This is a genomic window from Jeotgalibaca ciconiae (genome assembly GCF_003955755.1).
GTDB classification, from domain to species: Bacteria; Bacillota; Bacilli; order Lactobacillales; family Aerococcaceae; genus Jeotgalibaca; species Jeotgalibaca ciconiae.
Genome location: NZ_CP034465.1, coordinates 1,715,986 through 1,732,311, shown reverse-complemented (window position 1 = coordinate 1,732,311; position 16,326 = coordinate 1,715,986). Strand labels below are relative to the sequence as shown.

The window sequence follows — 16,326 nt, the reverse complement described above, 5'->3', positions numbered from 1 at the left end:
ATCTATTCTTAAAGTCAATACATTGGTTATTGAACTTATGAGTTAACTATAGTATCATTTTTGTTGAAAATATGTTGCGTGCGCAACATAGGAGGAAATGAAATGAATTCATTTGATTTGTTAACAAAATCTGTTCTATTTAATGGACTTAACTCAAGTGATATTGAAGCACTTTTGAATTGTATGGAAGCAAAACAAAAACATTATCAAAAAGGAGATGTTATTGTATACGAACAAGAAGAGGTACACGAACTAGGTATTATTGTTAGCGGTACTGCGATAAGCAATAAGGTAAATATTCTCGGAAAAGAGATCATTGTTACTTTACATCACGCTGGAACCTATTCGGCCTTACTAACAGCTTTAAGTATTCAAAGAAAGTGCCCTATGTCAATACATGCTATCGAACCACTTCATCTACTCAAGATTCCTAGGAAAAGCCTTTTTAGTTATTATCCAGAACATGAGTTAGCACACAGATTATTTTTATCTAACTTGTTTGATAGTGTATCAGAGAGAGCTCTAGAACTTCATGATCGAAATGACTGTTTGATCATGCCTTCCATACGAGAAAAAGTTATTACTTTTCTATCAAGAATTTCAAAAGAAAAAAATGCCATAAGTTTCAAAATTCCATTTAATCGCGAAGAGATGGCACAATATTTAGATGTTGATAGGAGCGCTCTATCAAGAGAACTTAGTGCTATGCAAAAAGAGGGTATAATTGAGTATCATAAAGATTTATTCAAAATAAAAAGCAACTATTCATAAATTCACTATGTATTTGTTCAGTTAACTAATATTTTCAGTATATAAAAATCATCCTTTATAGGATGATTTTTGCGTTGCATAAGCAACATACTAAACAAATTATATACTCTACAATTAATTTAAGTTATTAATATTTATTTATATAATGTAGAAATGGAGTCTGAATTAATTGACAAAATTAAAACGAATGGTTGTTTACTTAGTTGGCTTTAATATCCTCATCGCAGGTATTTCTTTCCTTGTTACTAGCACTTATGGTCAAAGTGCTTGGGACGGAGTCTACCTAGCTGTCAGTAACATCGCACTCCTCTCAGTCGGAATGGCGACCTTTATAAGTGCTGCTAGTATTCTAGCGGTCTGTTATATTTTAACAAAAGATTGGCACGTATTCTTGTCCTTCGTTACCAGTGTGGTACAGAGTCTTTTAATAGATTTTTACTTATTTCTTGTAAAAACACTAATACCCTCTGATAGTATTCCTACAAGATTGTTTCTTTTTACAACTGGAATTATTCTCATGGCAATAGGAATCTCGATTTATATTCAAGCGAAATATCCAACAAACCATGTAGATTGTTTAATGTTAAGTATATCAAAACGTTTCAAATTAAATCTAAGGAAATCAAAACTAATAGGTGATTCAAGCGCCATATTGATTACTTTAATTATAGCAAATAGGATACCCATAGGTACCTTTATTGTTTTGGTTAGTCTATCTCCTCTAGTTCAATTTATATCTGATAGAATTTCTAAACCAATTAGTAATTTCATTAATCGCACTAATTATTCTAGATATTAATCACTAGCATAGTATCAGATATTTTTTGAGAAACTTGATCCATCCTTAAACTATTTTCTGTGGCCTGAATAATTCACAGTACTCAACAATAACCCTTGTAAACCCTTCTGCTTGAACAGTTCTTGCAAATTATTTTTTTCACCCTTTGGGTGTAAAAAAAGGCACTCCTTATGGTATTGTTAAGTCGACCAAAACGTCACAATACAAGCAAGGGGTGCCCATATGTCGACTTTACAACACAAACAACTAACTTTCAATAAAAATATTACACTCGCCAACGATGGTGGCAACATTTCTTCAGATAGCGGTCTTGTTCTGATAAAAGAGTTTATGAGTCGGATTGGGTTTTCCAGCATACTTGAAGAGCAGGTGAAACTAACTGACAGCCGAAGAAACCCAGATCATACGTATAACGATATCATCGAGCAGCTACTTTTCCAGCATATCGCTGGCTACTCAAAAGATGTCGCAGCGAATCGATTACGACTAGACCCCATCTTCAAAACAATTTTTTCCAATAAAAACACTCTGGCATCTCAACCAACGATTAGTCGCTTTTTCAAAGCAATCACAAAAGAAACGATTCCTCAGTTTATGCAAGTGGCCCAGTATTTGGCAGATAGGCAGATCGTTCAAATTAACATTCAAAACATGGTGATTGATCTTGATTCTACTCATTCGGACACGTATGGAAATCAAGAAAGCGCAGATTTCAACAGCCACTATCAGACTACCGGCTATCATCCTCTCGTCGCTTTTGATGGCTTAACCGGAATGTTTCTTGGCGCAGAGTTTTCGTCTCCTTTTATCGGAGATAGGTATCTACTTGAAAGAGTTTCAAGAAAGATATCTAGCAGAATACAGTTTTCGTCTCCTTTTATCGGAGATAGGTATCTACTCCTACTATACTTGTTTGACGAGGATGGCCCCCATCCCCATCGCTGTTTTTACACCTACCCCAGAGAATTCTCCAAACTCTAATATCATATTTAAATAATTAACTAATGTTTTATTACCTTTACATCGAATTTTGATTTCTCCGAAATATCCCGGAATATATGACTGGTGGACAGGATAATAACTGGAATTTAAACGATAACTAACAATTTTCGTTTTATCGCATAGTTCATCTAGCAAATCCTTGTCGACTTTCTTGTTTCCTTCAAATACAAAACTATATCTATTCATTAAGCTTTGAAAAATGAAGCGTAAATCTGGAAACATAATATATTCACCGTTGGATTTGAAACTAGTTGGTGATAAAAATGTTATTTGAAAAGTATTTTTTGAATCTTCTTGATAAAATCTTTCAGTTAGTTCAGATAAACTCTTATCTTCAATGTTTCTTCCCACAATTTTATATTTTTCATTCGTACTCTTTATTATAATCTCATTTAGAGTTGAACTGAGCAAGAACTCTTCTATTAAATATGTTTTGTCCTCATCTAACAAAGTGACAACAATATAAATGTAGTCATTTTTTCTTTCTACATGTAAAGTGTAATGATTCAACTCTTGATTATGTAAAGCGCTAACAAATTCTTCTTCAAGGTTTTCCATTAACCAACCATGAATATACACTGCCAATTTATTAGTATTTCTATTGCGTTCTTTTTCACAAATAAGTGTAATTTTCCTCAAATTTTCAACCACCTTATTCATCAATATTGTTTAGTTCTAATATATCGCTTTTTCAAAAAAATATCTATCACTCTTTCAAAAAGAGTGACGGATTATATAGAAAAATTTGTAGGAACTTGTGACTTTCTTAATTTATATTTACCTACTAAAAATTTTTAACTGCTTTGAATATCTCTATATTTTTTGCACTAAAGTATAATTCTTATGAGAAATTTTGAGGTATTTTATTTTAATCTTTCTATTTTTTGCATTTTTGCTGAATTTTTGAGAGTATAAAGAGAGTATTGTGTTTTTTAAAACATACAGGAGGAGTCAATATGATTGAATTTAAAAATGTAACAAAGCTTTATCCGAACGGAAAAAAAGCAGTAGACAATATTTCTCTGGAATTTGACACCGGCGAATTTGTTGTTTTTATTGGTACAAGTGGAAGTGGTAAGACTACTTCCATGCGAATGATTAATCGAATGATTGAACCTACTGAAGGTGAAATTCTAATTGATGGAGAAAATATTCAGAAGAAAAATGCTGTCGAACTCCGCCGAAAAATTGGCTACGTCATCCAACAAATCGGCTTAATGCCCCATATGACCATTTATGAGAACATTGTTCTTGTTCCAAAACTATTAGGATGGCCCGAAGAAAAACAAAAATCAACAGCAGAAGATTTAATTAAACGAGTAGATTTGCCTACTGAATTCTTAGATCGCTATCCTTCTGAGCTTTCTGGCGGCCAACAGCAAAGAATCGGTGTTATCCGAGCCTTGGCTGCTGATCAAAACATTATTTTGATGGATGAGCCTTTTGGTGCTCTTGATCCTATTACGCGTGATGCCCTGCAAGAACTGGTTAAACATTTGCAACAGGAGATGGGAAAAACAGTTGTTTTCGTTACACATGACATGGACGAAGCACTCAAATTGGCTGACCGGATTGTTATTATGCAAGAAGGAAAAGTTGTTCAATTTGATACGCCCGATAATATTTTGGCAAATCCAGCAAATGAATTTGTTGAAGATTTTATTGGAGAAGAACGCTTAACACAAGCTCAAACAAATTTAAAAACAGTGGATCAAATTATGAATCGAAGAGTCATTACAATGGAAGCTGGAAATTCATTAGCTGATGCCATTAAATTAATGCGTTCTGAACGTGTGGACAATTTATTTATTGTTGACAGTGATAATAAATTACTAGGAATTCTTTCTGTCGAAATCATCGAAAGAAATCGACGTCGTAATGTAACCGTGGATGAAGTTATGGAAGAAGTAATGTTTGTACGAGAAGGTACTCTTGTCCGTGATGCTTTACAACGGATCCTGATTCTAGGTTACAAAAACATTCCAGTAGTTAGTGAAGATGATCATTTATTGGGTCTTATTACACGAGCTTCTATTGTAGATATTGTTTATGATTCTATTTGGCAAGGTGCTGACTTGGATGAAATGGAAGAAGTGCTTGAAACCACTATACTTGAGGGCGCTGGTGTTGAACCGCAAAAGGAGCTGATTGAATAATGAGCTTTTTACAAAATAACGGATCAGAACTTCTTTCTAAAATGGGCGAACATTTCCTAATTTCCTTTCTAGCATTGGCTTTAGGAACAGTGGTTGCTGTACCATTAGGAATTTTTCTTACTCGTTCAGAAAAAGTTTCCAAATATGTTATCGGTTTTGTTTCCATCTTACAGACGGTGCCATCCTTAGCTTTATTAGCTTTGATGATCCCTCTATTTGGCGTTGGTAAACTTCCAGCGATTGTTGCTTTGTTTATCTATTCGCTCTTACCAATTTTGAGAAATACATATATTGGTATACTTGGGGTTCGCCCAGATATAGTGGACTCTGCAAAGGGGATGGGAATGACGAATCAGCAACAAATCTGGCAAGTAAAGGTTCCGTTAGCCGCTCCCGTTATTATGTCCGGTATTCGTTTAGCAGGAGTTTATGTGATTGCATGGGCGACGCTTGCATCTTACATTGGTGCGGGCGGACTGGGTGATTATATTTTTAACGGATTGAATGTGTACGATCAAGAAATGATTGTCTGGGGAACCATTCCTGTTACAATCCTCGCATTATTCACAGACTTCATTCTCGGTAAAGTGGAGCAAATTGTTACTCCAACTACCTCTTCTGAGAAAGGAGCAAAATCATGAAAACTTTTAAAAAATGGATAATCCTTCCGCTTTTAACAATTTTTCTTTCTGCCTGTTCTCTTCCTGGTTTAGGTGCTACCTATTCTAGCGATGGAATTATTATTACGGGTGGAACAACTACAGAAATGCAAGTTCTTGCTTATTTAGTAGAAGGCATGATTTCACATTACATGCCCGATGCTTCAATCGGTCTAGTAAATAATTTAGGGTCTTCCACGCTTAATCACCAAGCGCTGATTGGCGGTGACGCAAATGTTTCTGCGGTTCGCTATACTGGAACTTCTTTAACGGGAGAATTAGGCTTAAAGCCAATCACTGACCCTGAAAAAGCTTATGATACCGTAGTAGCAGGATTTGATGAACAATTTGATCAAGTCTGGTTTCCTTCCTATGGATTTGCAAACACCTATGCTTTTTTAGTAACAAAAGAATTTTCTAAAGAAAATAACGTTACTAAAATTAGTGATTTAGCTCCATTTGCTGGATCATTAACCGCGGGTGTAGATAACTCATGGATGGAACGAGAAGGTGATGGTTATGCAGCTTTCCAATCCTTGTATGGTTTTGATTTCGATACGATTTATCCGATGCAAATTGGACTTGTTTACGATGCTTTACAAGCTGGAAGCATGGATGTTGTTTTAGGCTATTCTACAGATGGGCGGATTGCAAGTTATGATCTTGTAGTTTTAGAAGATGACTTGAATTTGTTCCCCCCCTATGATGCCAGTCCGGTCGCATCAAAAGAAATATTAGAAATGTTTCCAGAGTTAGAAACAATTCTACTGAAGTTAGCAGATACATTGACAGATGATAAGATGCAAGAAATGAATTATGAAGTAGATAATAACTTAATCGAACCTCAAAAAGCGGCTTATGAATTTCTAGAAGAAAATAACTACTTTGAAGATAAAGATGTCACACCACTAGGAGGTCAAGAATAATGGATATGAGTCAAATGAATACTTTCCAACAATTACTGTTTTACGTATCAGAAAACGGAATGTATGTACTCAGCCAATTTTGGCGTCACTTTTTAATTTCCATTTATGGTGTATTATTTGCAGCAGTCATATCGATTCCATTAGGATTTTGGATTGCGCGCTACAAAAAGATGGCCGATTGGGTTATCGGTATCGCAAATGTCATCCAAACCATTCCCTCTCTAGCTTTACTTTCCATTTTAATGTTGGGACTTGGATTAGGGACGGATACAGTCATCGCTACTGTTTTCCTCTATTCTTTACTTCCAATTATTAAAAATACTTATACTGGCGTACGAAATGTAGATGGATCTTTGCTAGATACTGGTAAAGGAATGGGAATGACCCGCATGCAATTGACCTTTATGGTTGAATTGCCTCTATCGCTTTCCGTCATTATGGCTGGAATACGAAACGCTCTTGTGGTTGCTATCGGAATCACTTCAATTGGTACTTTTATCGGGGCTGGTGGTTTAGGTGACATTATTACTCGTGGCGTCAACGCTACGAACGGTGGTGCGATTATTCTAGCCGGAGCAATTCCGACCGCTCTAATGGCTATTATCTCCGACATTTTATTGGAGTATTTAGAAACACGTTTAGACCCTTCTAAACGTGCTGCAAGAAGAAAATAAAGTTTAATCAGAGAAGCGAGATAAGTGTAGTCTGCTAAACACTGCTTGTATGAAAAAGTTTTACCCCCCTTCTCAACATAAAAAAGATCTGAAACCGGATGGTTTCAGATCTTTTTTATGTTTAATCTTGTGTTAAGTTTTTTATGTCTTTTTCAAACGCTGCTACTTTAGCTGACACCGCTGACTCGCTATCTGCCTTTGCACCAATATAGAACTTGATTTTCGGCTCTGTTCCGCTTGGACGGATGGCAATCCAACTTTCATCTTCTAGGAAATATTTCAACACATTTGAACTAGGCATATCAATTGGTTCTGAAGAACCATCGATTTTTGTTTTTAAACTTGTATTGAAATCTTGTGTTTCAACCACTTTGATATCTGCAAATGATTTTGGTGGTTCTTCACGGAATCTAGCCATCAATGCTTTAATCTTCTCTGCACCAGACAAGCCGCTCATCGTTACGGAAATTGTTTTTTCTTGATAATAGCCATGTTTTTCATATAAATCTTGCAGTCCATCATATAAAGTTTGGCCTTTTTTCTTATAATAAGCAGCAACTTCAGCAAGCAATACTAACGCTTGAATTGCATCTTTATCACGAACGAAAGGTTTCACTAAATAACCATAGCTTTCTTCAAATCCGAATTGAAATTCATAACTCCCGTCTTCTTCATATTGCTTGATTTTTTCAGCAATAAATTTAAATCCAGTTAATACATCCACCATCTTAGCGCCGTACGATTCTGCAATTACTGTGGGGAATTCGCTGGACACAATCGACTTTAGTACAACCGCGTTTTCTGGAAGTTCATTCGCATCTTTTTTAGCTAGCAATAAATAATCAACCATCAAGGAAGCAATTTGGTTCCCAGTGATTACTTCATATTCTCCGTCATTTCGGCGCACCGCGGCTCCTAGACGGTCTGCATCTGGATCGGTTGCAACAAGTACATCTGCACCCAATTTTTTCCCTAATTTTTCTGCATATTCGAACGCACCAGGTTCTTCTGGATTCGGCGATTCAACCGTTGAAAATTCTGTGTCCGGCTCTGCTTGTTCGGGAACAATTGTAAAACTTTCAAATCCAGCATTTTTTAAAGCACGTTCTCCTAACATTTTTCCTGTTCCATGAAGTGGCGTAAATACCAACTTCATTTCTTTACTCATTTCTGCAATCAGTTCAGGATTAACAGAGACTGTTTTCACTTCGTTCAGATAGGCTTGATCAATTTCTTCGCCAAGAATCGTTAACAAATTATTTTCTTTTAATGCTTCCTCACTGACTACTTCAATATTCAACGGATCTTCGATTTCGCGAATAAAATCCGTCAGTGCTTCTGCATCAGCAGGTGGCATTTGGCCCCCATCTTCTCCATAAACTTTATATCCATTATATTCTGGAGGATTGTGACTGGCAGTTATCATAATACCGGTTAATGTATTCAGGTGACGAACCGCGAAAGATAATTCCGGAGTGGGACGAAGACTTTCAAATACATAAGAAGGAATCCCATGTTTTCCGAGGGTCCTTGCCGCTTCCATTGCAAATTCAGGAGAGAATCTTCTGGAATCATACGCAATTGCTACACCACGTTTCTTCTCTTCTTCCCCTTTTGATTCCATTAATCGAGCCAACCCTTCAGTTGCTTGTCGCACTGTATAAACGTTCATTCGATTAATTCCAGCCCCAATGACACCGCGCATTCCAGCAGTACCAAACTCTAGTGGTGAAAAGAAAGCATCTTTGATTAAATCATCGCTTCCTTTCATGCTTTTTAATTCTTCTACCAATTTTTCATCTAATGCTGCATAATTTTTCCATTGTTTATATGTTTCCATGTAAGCCATACTTATTACCTCCATGAAATAGATTTTTCTTTATTATAACATTATCACCCTGATTTATGAGAACATTCTTTAAAAACTCATCAATAAACATTTCTCTTCGAAAGTATAAAGTTCCTCCCTTTCTGTGTTAGCTTTCGTTACAAGTTTTGATTAGGAAATAATTAGTTTGATTAGAACTTTCCTCCTCTAGGGATTGACAGTCAAAAAAGAGCGTGGTATTCTTAAAAACATGAAAAGTAGTGATCCTACATGTTTTTTTATGTTAACAAACATGACATTACTTTTAAATAGGAGGAGATGTACGATGAACAAAAAGAAACTCATGCAATTCGGTCTAACAGCTTTAGCAGCAACTTTTTTAGCTGCCTGCGGTTCTGATAATAATACTGGTGGTGACTCTAGTGAAGCTAGCGGTGGAGAAGTTTATATTATCGGTACCGATACAACATTTGCTCCTTTTGAATTTGAGAACGACGAAGGAGAATTCGTTGGAATTGACTTAGATTTATTAGAAGCAATTGCAGAGGACCAAGGTTTTGAATATGAATTACGTTCTCTTGGCTTTAATGCTGCAGTAACGGCTTTAGAGGCTGGGCAAGTTGACGGAGTTATTGCGGGTATGTCTATTAATGAAGAACGTCTAGTGAAATACGATTTTTCAGATCCATATTATTCAAGCAGAACAGGCGTCGCTGTAAAACCTGATTCAGGTATTACTTCATTAGAAGATCTAGCTGGTACACAAGTAGTTGTGAAAACAGGTACTACTGGAGCTGAATATGCAGAAAGCATCAAAGATGAATACGATTTTGATGTGAAGTATGTGGAAGATTCTTCAACCATGTATCAAGATGCTTTAACTGGTAATTCTTCGGCCGTTTTTGAAGATTATCCGGTAATTCAATATGAAATTACAAGAGGCATGGGCTTAGAAGTGATCGCTCAATCCGAAGAAGGCGGCGAGTACGGTTTCGCTACCTTGAAAGAAAAGCAACCTGAACTAGTTGAAATGTTCAATGCAGGCTTACAGAACCTTCGAGAGAGCGGCGAGTATGATGAAATCATTGCTCGTTACTTAGGTGAATAAAAACTTTCCAGCAAAAAAGAGTCGGATTTTCCGACTCTTTTTTGAGTGTTATAAAAAATTACTTTACAAAAAAGAAGGCTTTCGCCTTCTGATTTTCTATTACACAGATTTTTTACTATAGGATAAGCGGTCTTCCATTTTATTTGCAATAATGGTTAAGATCGAAATGACGATTAGGTAATAAATCGCAACGATTCCCCACATTCGAATGGTTTCCATATTGTTAGCAGTGATAATCTTTCCATTCATGGTTAATTCACGGACACCTATAACTGAAAGCAGCGAAGTGTCTTTTAAAGTAATAATAAACTGATTAATAATAGACGGTAACATAGTCCGTAATGCTTGTGGTAAAACAACTTTATTCATGGAGATTCGATAAGGCAACCCTAAACTTCGAGCTGCTTCCATTTGTCCTGTGTCTACCGATTCAATTCCTCCACGCACGATTTCAGCCATATATGCTCCTGCATTTAAACTCATGGTGATAATTCCCGCATTCCATTCTGTTAGTGAAATACCAGTTGCCATCGGAATGCCGAAATAAACAAAATAAATCTGCACGAGTAAAGGTGTGCCACGGATAACCCAAATATAAGCATTCGCAATCGAGCGCAATATTTTGTTATGAGATACTTTCATTAATCCAAAAACAATCCCGATTATCGATGCAAATAGCAAAGAAAATAAAGTTATTTGGATGGTTTGCCACATCGCATCTATGAAAGATGGAAAGTGTTGAACCAACAATTCAAAAAATAACATAAAACTATCATCCTAACTCTTGTTTACTTGACTGTGAGATATAAAAAGAAAAATAAGAAAAGCGGACAAGTCCGCCTTGGCCTATGAAAAAATAGGAAATTTGACCCTGAATTGTCAGGAGACTTCACGCTTCAGCGGGTTAGTCGAATGATATGCGTTAGCGAGCAGCGAAGCGCGCAATGGGGCAAATTTATCTTTTTTTCACTAGGTCAGGACTTGGGAGCTAGACATTGATGGCTGAACTTATAATCCCCTAGTCTATAAAAAAGCCCATTATTTTGGGACAATTATGAGTAGGTACTCATATTTTTTATCGTCTTCTAAGACTATCACAAAACCGAGATACCGTCAATGTAAATTGAAGTAAAACCGCATTACATCAATATCCCATACTTTTTTGTAAAGTTTTTTCATTATTGAAAGACGATGAAAACAAAAAAAACATTCTTTAAAAAGTTAAAAATCTCATTCAAAATTAATGAATGAGATTTTTATAAGAATCCATTATTTTGCTTCGTTACGCTCGTTCCATTCTTCTACATAGTGATAAGCGCGATTCCCTGCTTCTCCACCATCTCCAACTGCTGTGGTAATTTGACGCAAAGTTTTCTTACGAACATCCCCAACGGCAAAAATACCGGGAACAGTCGTTTCCATCAAATCATTTGTAATGATCCAACCTTCCTCATCTGTAATACCTAAATCACGGAATGCATCTGTTTGTGGCAAGATTCCCACATAAACAAATACGCCATCCACACTTTTCTCCGTCACTTCTCCAGTATTCACATTTTTAACTGCAACAGCGGTCACTTTATTATCGTCACCTTTAATTTCTTCGACTACTGTATCCCAAGTAAAGGAAACTTTGTCATTTTTAAACGCACGATCCTGTAAGATTTTTTGCGCACGAAGTTCATCCCTGCGGTGAACAATATTCACATCAGCAAATTGTGTTAAATATGTTCCTTCTTCAACTGCAGAGTCTCCTCCACCAACTACTACAAGATCTTTATCACGGAAAAATGCCCCATCACATACCGCACAGTAGGAAACACCGCGGCCGTTGTACTGCTCTTCACCGGGAATGTTTAACTTACGGTGATGAGATCCCGTTGCGATGATAACTGATTTTGTACGATATGCTTTTTTCCCTGCTTCAATAATGTGGTATGCCCCATCTGCTTTTATTCCCTTAACGTCTCCATATACATGTTCAGCACCGAAGCGCATTGAACTTTCATAGATTTTATCAGCTAAATCTGGGCCTGTGATTGAATCAAAACCAGGATAATTTTCAACCTCTGCTGTATTAATCAATTCTCCCCCAGGAACACCTCTCTCGATGATAAGTGTTTCTAGATTCGCGCGAGATGCATACAAGGCAGCAGTCATCCCTCCTGGACCAGCTCCAATAATAATGACATCATATAATTTTTCTTGTAGTTCCATTCGTAAACTCCCTTTACTTCATTATCGCTTGAACGATTCTTTTCTCTACTTTAGTTTAAGTGCAGTTGCATATGATTGCTACTTTTCTGCTCAAGAAAAATTTATTTGCTTTCTTGTTCTAAACGACTGCCTAATTCAATAATATAGTCTTTTAGTTTTCCGTCCATTTCTGGATGATTTAACCCATAATCAATACTTGTTGCTAAGAAACCAAATTTATCTCCTACGTCATATCGTTTACCAGTAAATTTCTTTGCGAATACACGTTGCGTTTTATTAAGTGTATCAATCGCATCGGTTAGTTGAATTTCCCCACCGGCTCCTACTTCTTGGTTTTCCAGAATTTCAAAAATTTCTGGTGTCAATAAGTAACGGCCAATGATTGCCAGGTCACTTGGTGCATCTTTCGGGTCTGGCTTCTCAACAAAACTGCGAACATTGTATAACCCTTCTTCCAGTTCATTGTCAGGGTCAATAATTCCGTATTTCGACGTGTCTTCATGAGCTACTTGCATAACTGCGATGGTTGATGCATGTGTCCGCTCATAAGCTTCCATCAATTGTCGTGTTAAAGGAATCTCATCCTTCATCAAATCATCGCCCAGCATAACAACAAATGGCTCATCTCCTACAAATGCTTTTGCTTGTAGAACTGCATGCCCTAAGCCAAGAGGATACGATTGGCGAACAAAATGAATACGAAGTTTCGTTGTTTCTTGAACGATTTTTAATAAATCAGTTTTTCCTTTTGCTTGTAAATTTGCTTCCAGCTCAATGTTTGAATCAAAATGATCTTCTATTGGCCGTTTGCTTTTTCCAGTGACAATTAAAATATCTTCGATTCCTGACTCAATCGCTTCTTCTACAATAAATTGAATCGTTGGTTTGTCTACAATCGGCAACATTTCTTTTGCCATTGCTTTTGTCACAGGTAAAAAACGTGTTCCAAAGCCAGCTGCCGGAATAATCGCTTTTCTTACTTTTTTCATTGATTGTCCCTCACTTTATTTCATTTGTCGCTTTTCACTTACTCTGCTTTACGATCGCGCATCATTAAATCTCTGATTACTTCATCAATGTCTGCGTCTTCGTATAATACACGATAAATCGCTTCTGTAATTGGCATCTCAATTCCTTTTTGTTGAGCGAGTTCATAGGCTGCTTTAGTCGTTTGAACACCTTCCACAACCATCCCCATACTTTCCAAAACTTCTGCCAATGGAACTTTCTTACCGAGTAAATTCCCTGCACGCCAATTACGCGAATGGATGCTGGTTCCCGTAACAATAAGGTCTCCCACTCCACTTAAACCAATAAAAGTCAGTGGATCTGCGCCGAATGCTACACCAAGCCTGCTTATTTCAGCAAGACCGCGTGTCATTAAAGCTGCTTTCGCATTGTCGCCATAACCTAAGCCGTGTAACGCCCCTGCTCCCACAGCAATTATATTTTTCAAAGCGGCACCCAATTCGACACCTATTACATCTGAATTTGTGTATACTCGGAAATAATGATTAATAAATAACTTTTGAACTTTCTTAGCAATTTCATCCGTTCCTGAAGCTGCTGTAATAGTCGTAATGTCTTTTTTCGCTACTTCTTCTGCGTGGCTTGGCCCTGATAATACCACTAAACCATCATGTAAATCTGATGAGATTTCTTCTTCTATAATAACTGAAATCCTTTTATGTGTTTCTTGTTCAAGACCTTTACTGGCATGAATCAGAACAGGTTTCGTTTTTCCGTCCAATAAAGCAGCGACCTGTTTTGCTACTGAACGAATGGCTTTTGTTGGAACAACAAATAAGATATATGTCGCCCCAGTAATTGCTTTTTCTAAATCCGTGTAACCGACAATACCGTCACTTAACTGAGTTTCAGGCAAATAGTTTTTATTGGTATGTTCAGTATTTATTTCTGCAATTTGTTTTGAATCGACTCCCCACAAACGAACTTCATGTTGATTCTCATCAAGAACCATGGATAGGGCTGTTCCCCACGATCCCGGTCCTAATACTGCTACAATTTCTTTCATTTTCTTCCTCCGAACTAATTGCTTACTGATTAAACGATTATTTTGATTTTTGGTTCATTCCTAGATTAATTTCTGTATAGAATGGATCTTTTGGATAATTATTATAACGGCGGTAAACCCAGATAGCTGCTGCGGCAATGAAAAGAACAACAGAAAGCAACTGCGAAACACGAATAACATCAAACAAATACAAACTATCTGTTCGCATTCCTTCTATAAAGAAACGACCAAACGAATACCACATTACATAAGTTAAAAAGACTTCCCCTTCACGTAAGGTTTTTGATTGTCTGCGTAAAATCAATATAACAATAAAACCAATAAAAGACCATAATGATTCATACAAAAAAGTTGGATGGTAATAGGTGCCGTTGATGTTCATTTGATTAATAATAAACTCTGGCAAAAAAAGATTTTCTAAAAATGTTCTTGTTACTTCTGTACCATGTGCTTCTTGGTTAATAAAGTTTCCCCAACGTCCAATCGCCTGAGCAACTAGAACTCCTGGTGCTAATATGTCTAATGCCAGGTAAAAAGGCACGTTTTTCTTTTTTGTAAAAAAGTATACTGTTATTCCACCTGCAAGTAGTGCGCCATAAATCGCAATTCCGCCATTCCAAATTTGGATGATTTGTTCTGGATGTTCTAAATAGTATTGCCATTCAAATATCACATAATAAATACGCGCACCAACAATTGCGATAGGTACCGCCCAAAAAGCCATATCAATCACAAATTCGTTAGGCATTCCTTTACGATCGCCTTCATTTGAAGCTAAAGACATAGCGATGATTATCCCTAGTCCAATAAGTATGCCATACCATGCTATTTCTAATCCACCTAAAGAAAATGCTACTGGATTAATTTCTGCAATAAGATGATTCATTTTATTTCCCCTTTATAGTCTTAATCTTCTTCCTTGGAATTTTCTTTGATCAGTAAATCCAAGTTTCGTTCAAATGTTTCCGCTGCATTGTAGCCCATGGTCTTCGCACGGAAGTTCATCGCAGCCATTTCAACAATAATCGCTAAATTCCGTCCAGTTTTTACAGGAACAGTAATTTTAGGAATCTGAACATCTAGAATGTTCACAACTTCTTCTGTACTACCTAGTCTTTCAAATTTCTTTTCTTTTGTCCATAATGCTAGATTAACAATTAAATTTACTTCATTTGATTGCTTTACGGCTCCTGCGCCAAAAAGCGTCATAACGTCCATAATGCCAATGCCGCGGATTTCAATCAAATGACGCAAGATAGGCGGAGACTCTCCCATAAGGGTGTCTTCATCATGCTGATACAAATCAATTCGATCATCCGCTACGAGCCGATGTCCTTTTTGAATCAACTCTAAGGCCGTTTCTGATTTACCAACCCCACTGTCCCCCGTAATCATGACGCCCATACCAAAGACATCCACCAACACTCCATGCATCGAAATACGCTCTGCTAATCGGCTTTCAAGTAAATTGGTCACGTTGCTGGAAACACGAGTTGTTTTTGATTGTGCCTGTAATATAGGAATTCCAGCTTCTTGACATGCTTTTATAAGCTCAATCGGAGGCGTCATATTACGAGAAATAATAAAGCAAGGTGTTTCCTTTTGGCAAAGCCTACGCATAATAACCAGTCTTTCTTCTGGAGTCATACGTTCAATAAAAGAAAGTTCTGTCTGGCCCATTAATTGTATGCGCCAAGAAGGATAAAAAGCAAAGTATCCCGTTAACTCCACACCAGGGCGATATATTTCTGTTGAAGTGATTTTTTTGTTCAAAAATTCTTCTCCAACAAGGATTTTGTAACTTGAAGTTTTTACTAATTCTTGTATTGTCACACTATTTGACATTTATTTCCCCTCGCTTTTTAATATATTTATTTTTATTCTTTGTTTTCAGCCAAAACAAACGTTCGTTTATATCATATATTTCTAGTCAATCATAACATTTATGACCAAGCTTAGAAAGTAAGAAAAGTGGATAAGCGTACAACGGTGAGTGTGTACCTTTTTTTCCATGAGGTGTCAAAGTTTAGGTCGTTAATATCGAAACTCACACTAATCTTGTTTATAAGAAAAGCGGACAAGTCCGCCTTGGCCTATGAAAAAATAGGAAATTTGACCCTGAATGAGCAGCGAAGCGCGCAATGGGGCAAA

At 36.8% G+C, this 16,326-nt stretch carries 16 protein-coding genes; 8 read left to right on the top strand and 8 right to left on the bottom strand.

Features of this window, described 5'->3' with window-relative positions; translation table 11 throughout:
• Positions 1 to 102: 102 nt before the first annotated feature.
• From EJN90_RS08195 to EJN90_RS08185, 3 genes are all read left to right on the top strand, one after another.
• Positions 103 to 771 (top strand): Crp/Fnr family transcriptional regulator, encoded by a 669-nt coding sequence (locus tag EJN90_RS08195; RefSeq protein ID WP_126110197.1) that lies wholly within the window; start codon positions 103 to 105, stop codon positions 769 to 771.
• Between the two features lie 169 nt (positions 772 to 940).
• Positions 941 to 1,570, top strand: coding sequence for a YczE/YyaS/YitT family protein (locus EJN90_RS08190; RefSeq protein WP_126110195.1), 630 nt, complete (start codon positions 941 to 943; stop codon positions 1,568 to 1,570).
• Positions 1,571 to 1,792: 222 nt separating this feature from the next.
• Positions 1,793 to 2,551: a transposase gene (locus EJN90_RS08185; protein ID WP_126110193.1), complete on the top strand. Its 759-nt coding sequence runs from the start codon at positions 1,793 to 1,795 to the stop codon at positions 2,549 to 2,551.
• Here EJN90_RS08185 and cas6 read toward each other — a convergent pair.
• Complete coding sequence (cas6, locus tag EJN90_RS08180) at positions 2,474 to 3,211, bottom strand: CRISPR-associated endoribonuclease Cas6 (RefSeq protein ID WP_164544043.1); 738 nt, start codon at positions 3,209 to 3,211, stop codon at positions 2,474 to 2,476. The genes EJN90_RS08185 and cas6 overlap by 78 nt on opposite strands.
• Before the next feature lie 317 nt (positions 3,212 to 3,528).
• Here cas6 and EJN90_RS08175 point away from each other — a divergent pair, with 317 nt between their 5' ends.
• Genes EJN90_RS08175 through EJN90_RS08160 form a run of 4 tightly spaced genes read left to right on the top strand, consistent with a single transcriptional unit; the run spans position 3,529 to position 6,987 of the window.
• Positions 3,529 to 4,728: an ABC transporter ATP-binding protein gene (locus tag EJN90_RS08175; RefSeq protein WP_126110189.1), complete on the top strand. Its 1,200-nt coding sequence runs from the start codon at positions 3,529 to 3,531 to the stop codon at positions 4,726 to 4,728.
• Positions 4,725 to 5,369, top strand: a complete 645-nt coding sequence (locus EJN90_RS08170; protein WP_126110187.1) for an ABC transporter permease — start codon at positions 4,725 to 4,727, stop codon at positions 5,367 to 5,369. Before EJN90_RS08175 ends, EJN90_RS08170 begins: the two co-directional genes overlap by 4 nt.
• Positions 5,366 to 6,313, top strand: a complete 948-nt coding sequence (locus EJN90_RS08165) for an osmoprotectant ABC transporter substrate-binding protein (RefSeq protein ID WP_126110185.1) — start codon at positions 5,366 to 5,368, stop codon at positions 6,311 to 6,313. Before EJN90_RS08170 ends, EJN90_RS08165 begins: the two co-directional genes overlap by 4 nt.
• Before the next feature lie 5 nt (positions 6,314 to 6,318).
• Positions 6,319 to 6,987: an ABC transporter permease gene (locus tag EJN90_RS08160; protein ID WP_126112378.1), complete on the top strand. Its 669-nt coding sequence runs from the start codon at positions 6,319 to 6,321 to the stop codon at positions 6,985 to 6,987.
• A gap of 121 nt (positions 6,988 to 7,108) precedes the next feature.
• Here EJN90_RS08160 and EJN90_RS08155 read toward each other — a convergent pair whose 3' ends face one another.
• Complete coding sequence (locus tag EJN90_RS08155) at positions 7,109 to 8,836, bottom strand: phospho-sugar mutase (RefSeq protein ID WP_126110183.1); 1,728 nt, start codon at positions 8,834 to 8,836, stop codon at positions 7,109 to 7,111.
• A 304-nt stretch (positions 8,837 to 9,140) separates the two neighbouring features.
• Between EJN90_RS08155 and EJN90_RS08150 the strand changes: the two genes are divergently transcribed.
• Positions 9,141 to 9,923, top strand: a complete 783-nt coding sequence (locus EJN90_RS08150) for a transporter substrate-binding domain-containing protein (RefSeq protein WP_227872476.1) — start codon at positions 9,141 to 9,143, stop codon at positions 9,921 to 9,923.
• Between the two features lie 99 nt (positions 9,924 to 10,022).
• Here EJN90_RS08150 and EJN90_RS08145 read toward each other — a convergent pair whose 3' ends face one another.
• From EJN90_RS08145 to hprK, 6 genes are all read right to left on the bottom strand, one after another.
• On the bottom strand, positions 10,023 to 10,688 hold the full coding sequence (locus EJN90_RS08145) for an amino acid ABC transporter permease (RefSeq protein WP_126110181.1): 666 nt from the start codon (positions 10,686 to 10,688) through the stop codon (positions 10,023 to 10,025).
• A gap of 504 nt (positions 10,689 to 11,192) precedes the next feature.
• Positions 11,193 to 12,140 (bottom strand): thioredoxin-disulfide reductase, encoded by a 948-nt coding sequence (trxB, locus tag EJN90_RS08140; protein ID WP_126110179.1) that lies wholly within the window; start codon positions 12,138 to 12,140, stop codon positions 11,193 to 11,195.
• Between the two features lie 101 nt (positions 12,141 to 12,241).
• Positions 12,242 to 13,129 carry a UTP--glucose-1-phosphate uridylyltransferase GalU gene (galU, locus tag EJN90_RS08135; RefSeq protein ID WP_126110177.1) on the bottom strand — a complete coding sequence of 296 codons (888 nt, stop codon included), beginning with the start codon at positions 13,127 to 13,129 and terminating at the stop codon, positions 12,242 to 12,244.
• Positions 13,130 to 13,167: 38 nt separating this feature from the next.
• Complete coding sequence (locus EJN90_RS08130) at positions 13,168 to 14,175, bottom strand: NAD(P)H-dependent glycerol-3-phosphate dehydrogenase (RefSeq protein ID WP_126110175.1); 1,008 nt, start codon at positions 14,173 to 14,175, stop codon at positions 13,168 to 13,170.
• Between the two features lie 37 nt (positions 14,176 to 14,212).
• Positions 14,213 to 15,061 carry a prolipoprotein diacylglyceryl transferase gene (lgt, locus tag EJN90_RS08125; protein ID WP_126110173.1) on the bottom strand — a complete coding sequence of 283 codons (849 nt, stop codon included), beginning with the start codon at positions 15,059 to 15,061 and terminating at the stop codon, positions 14,213 to 14,215.
• Positions 15,062 to 15,081: 20 nt separating this feature from the next.
• The gene (gene hprK / locus EJN90_RS08120; RefSeq protein WP_126110171.1) at positions 15,082 to 16,020 is read right to left on the bottom strand and encodes an HPr(Ser) kinase/phosphatase; all 939 of its coding nucleotides are present in this window, start codon (positions 16,018 to 16,020) and stop codon (positions 15,082 to 15,084) included.
• Between the last annotated feature and the right edge of the window lie 306 nt (positions 16,021 to 16,326).

Bases quoted from the DNA above. Each gene is read 5' to 3' on its own strand.
- lgt (WP_126110173.1), bottom strand. From the start codon at position 15,061: ATGAATCATCTTATTGCAGAAATTAATCCAGTAGCATTTTCTTTAGGT.
- EJN90_RS08155 (WP_126110183.1), bottom strand. From the start codon at position 8,836: ATGGCTTACATGGAAACATATAAACAATGGAAAAATTATGCAGCATTA.
- EJN90_RS08130 (WP_126110175.1), bottom strand. From the start codon at position 14,175: ATGAAAGAAATTGTAGCAGTATTAGGACCGGGATCGTGGGGAACAGCC.
- EJN90_RS08160 (WP_126112378.1), top strand. From the start codon at position 6,319: ATGAGTCAAATGAATACTTTCCAACAATTACTGTTTTACGTATCAGAA.
- hprK (WP_126110171.1), bottom strand. From the start codon at position 16,020: ATGTCAAATAGTGTGACAATACAAGAATTAGTAAAAACTTCAAGTTAC.
- EJN90_RS08175 (WP_126110189.1), top strand. From the start codon at position 3,529: ATGATTGAATTTAAAAATGTAACAAAGCTTTATCCGAACGGAAAAAAA.
- trxB (WP_126110179.1), bottom strand. From the start codon at position 12,140: ATGGAACTACAAGAAAAATTATATGATGTCATTATTATTGGAGCTGGT.
- EJN90_RS08165 (WP_126110185.1), top strand. From the start codon at position 5,366: ATGAAAACTTTTAAAAAATGGATAATCCTTCCGCTTTTAACAATTTTT.
- EJN90_RS08195 (WP_126110197.1), top strand. From the start codon at position 103: ATGAATTCATTTGATTTGTTAACAAAATCTGTTCTATTTAATGGACTT.
- EJN90_RS08145 (WP_126110181.1), bottom strand. From the start codon at position 10,688: ATGTTATTTTTTGAATTGTTGGTTCAACACTTTCCATCTTTCATAGAT.
- EJN90_RS08150 (WP_227872476.1), top strand. From the start codon at position 9,141: ATGAACAAAAAGAAACTCATGCAATTCGGTCTAACAGCTTTAGCAGCA.
- EJN90_RS08185 (WP_126110193.1), top strand. From the start codon at position 1,793: ATGTCGACTTTACAACACAAACAACTAACTTTCAATAAAAATATTACA.
- galU (WP_126110177.1), bottom strand. From the start codon at position 13,129: ATGAAAAAAGTAAGAAAAGCGATTATTCCGGCAGCTGGCTTTGGAACA.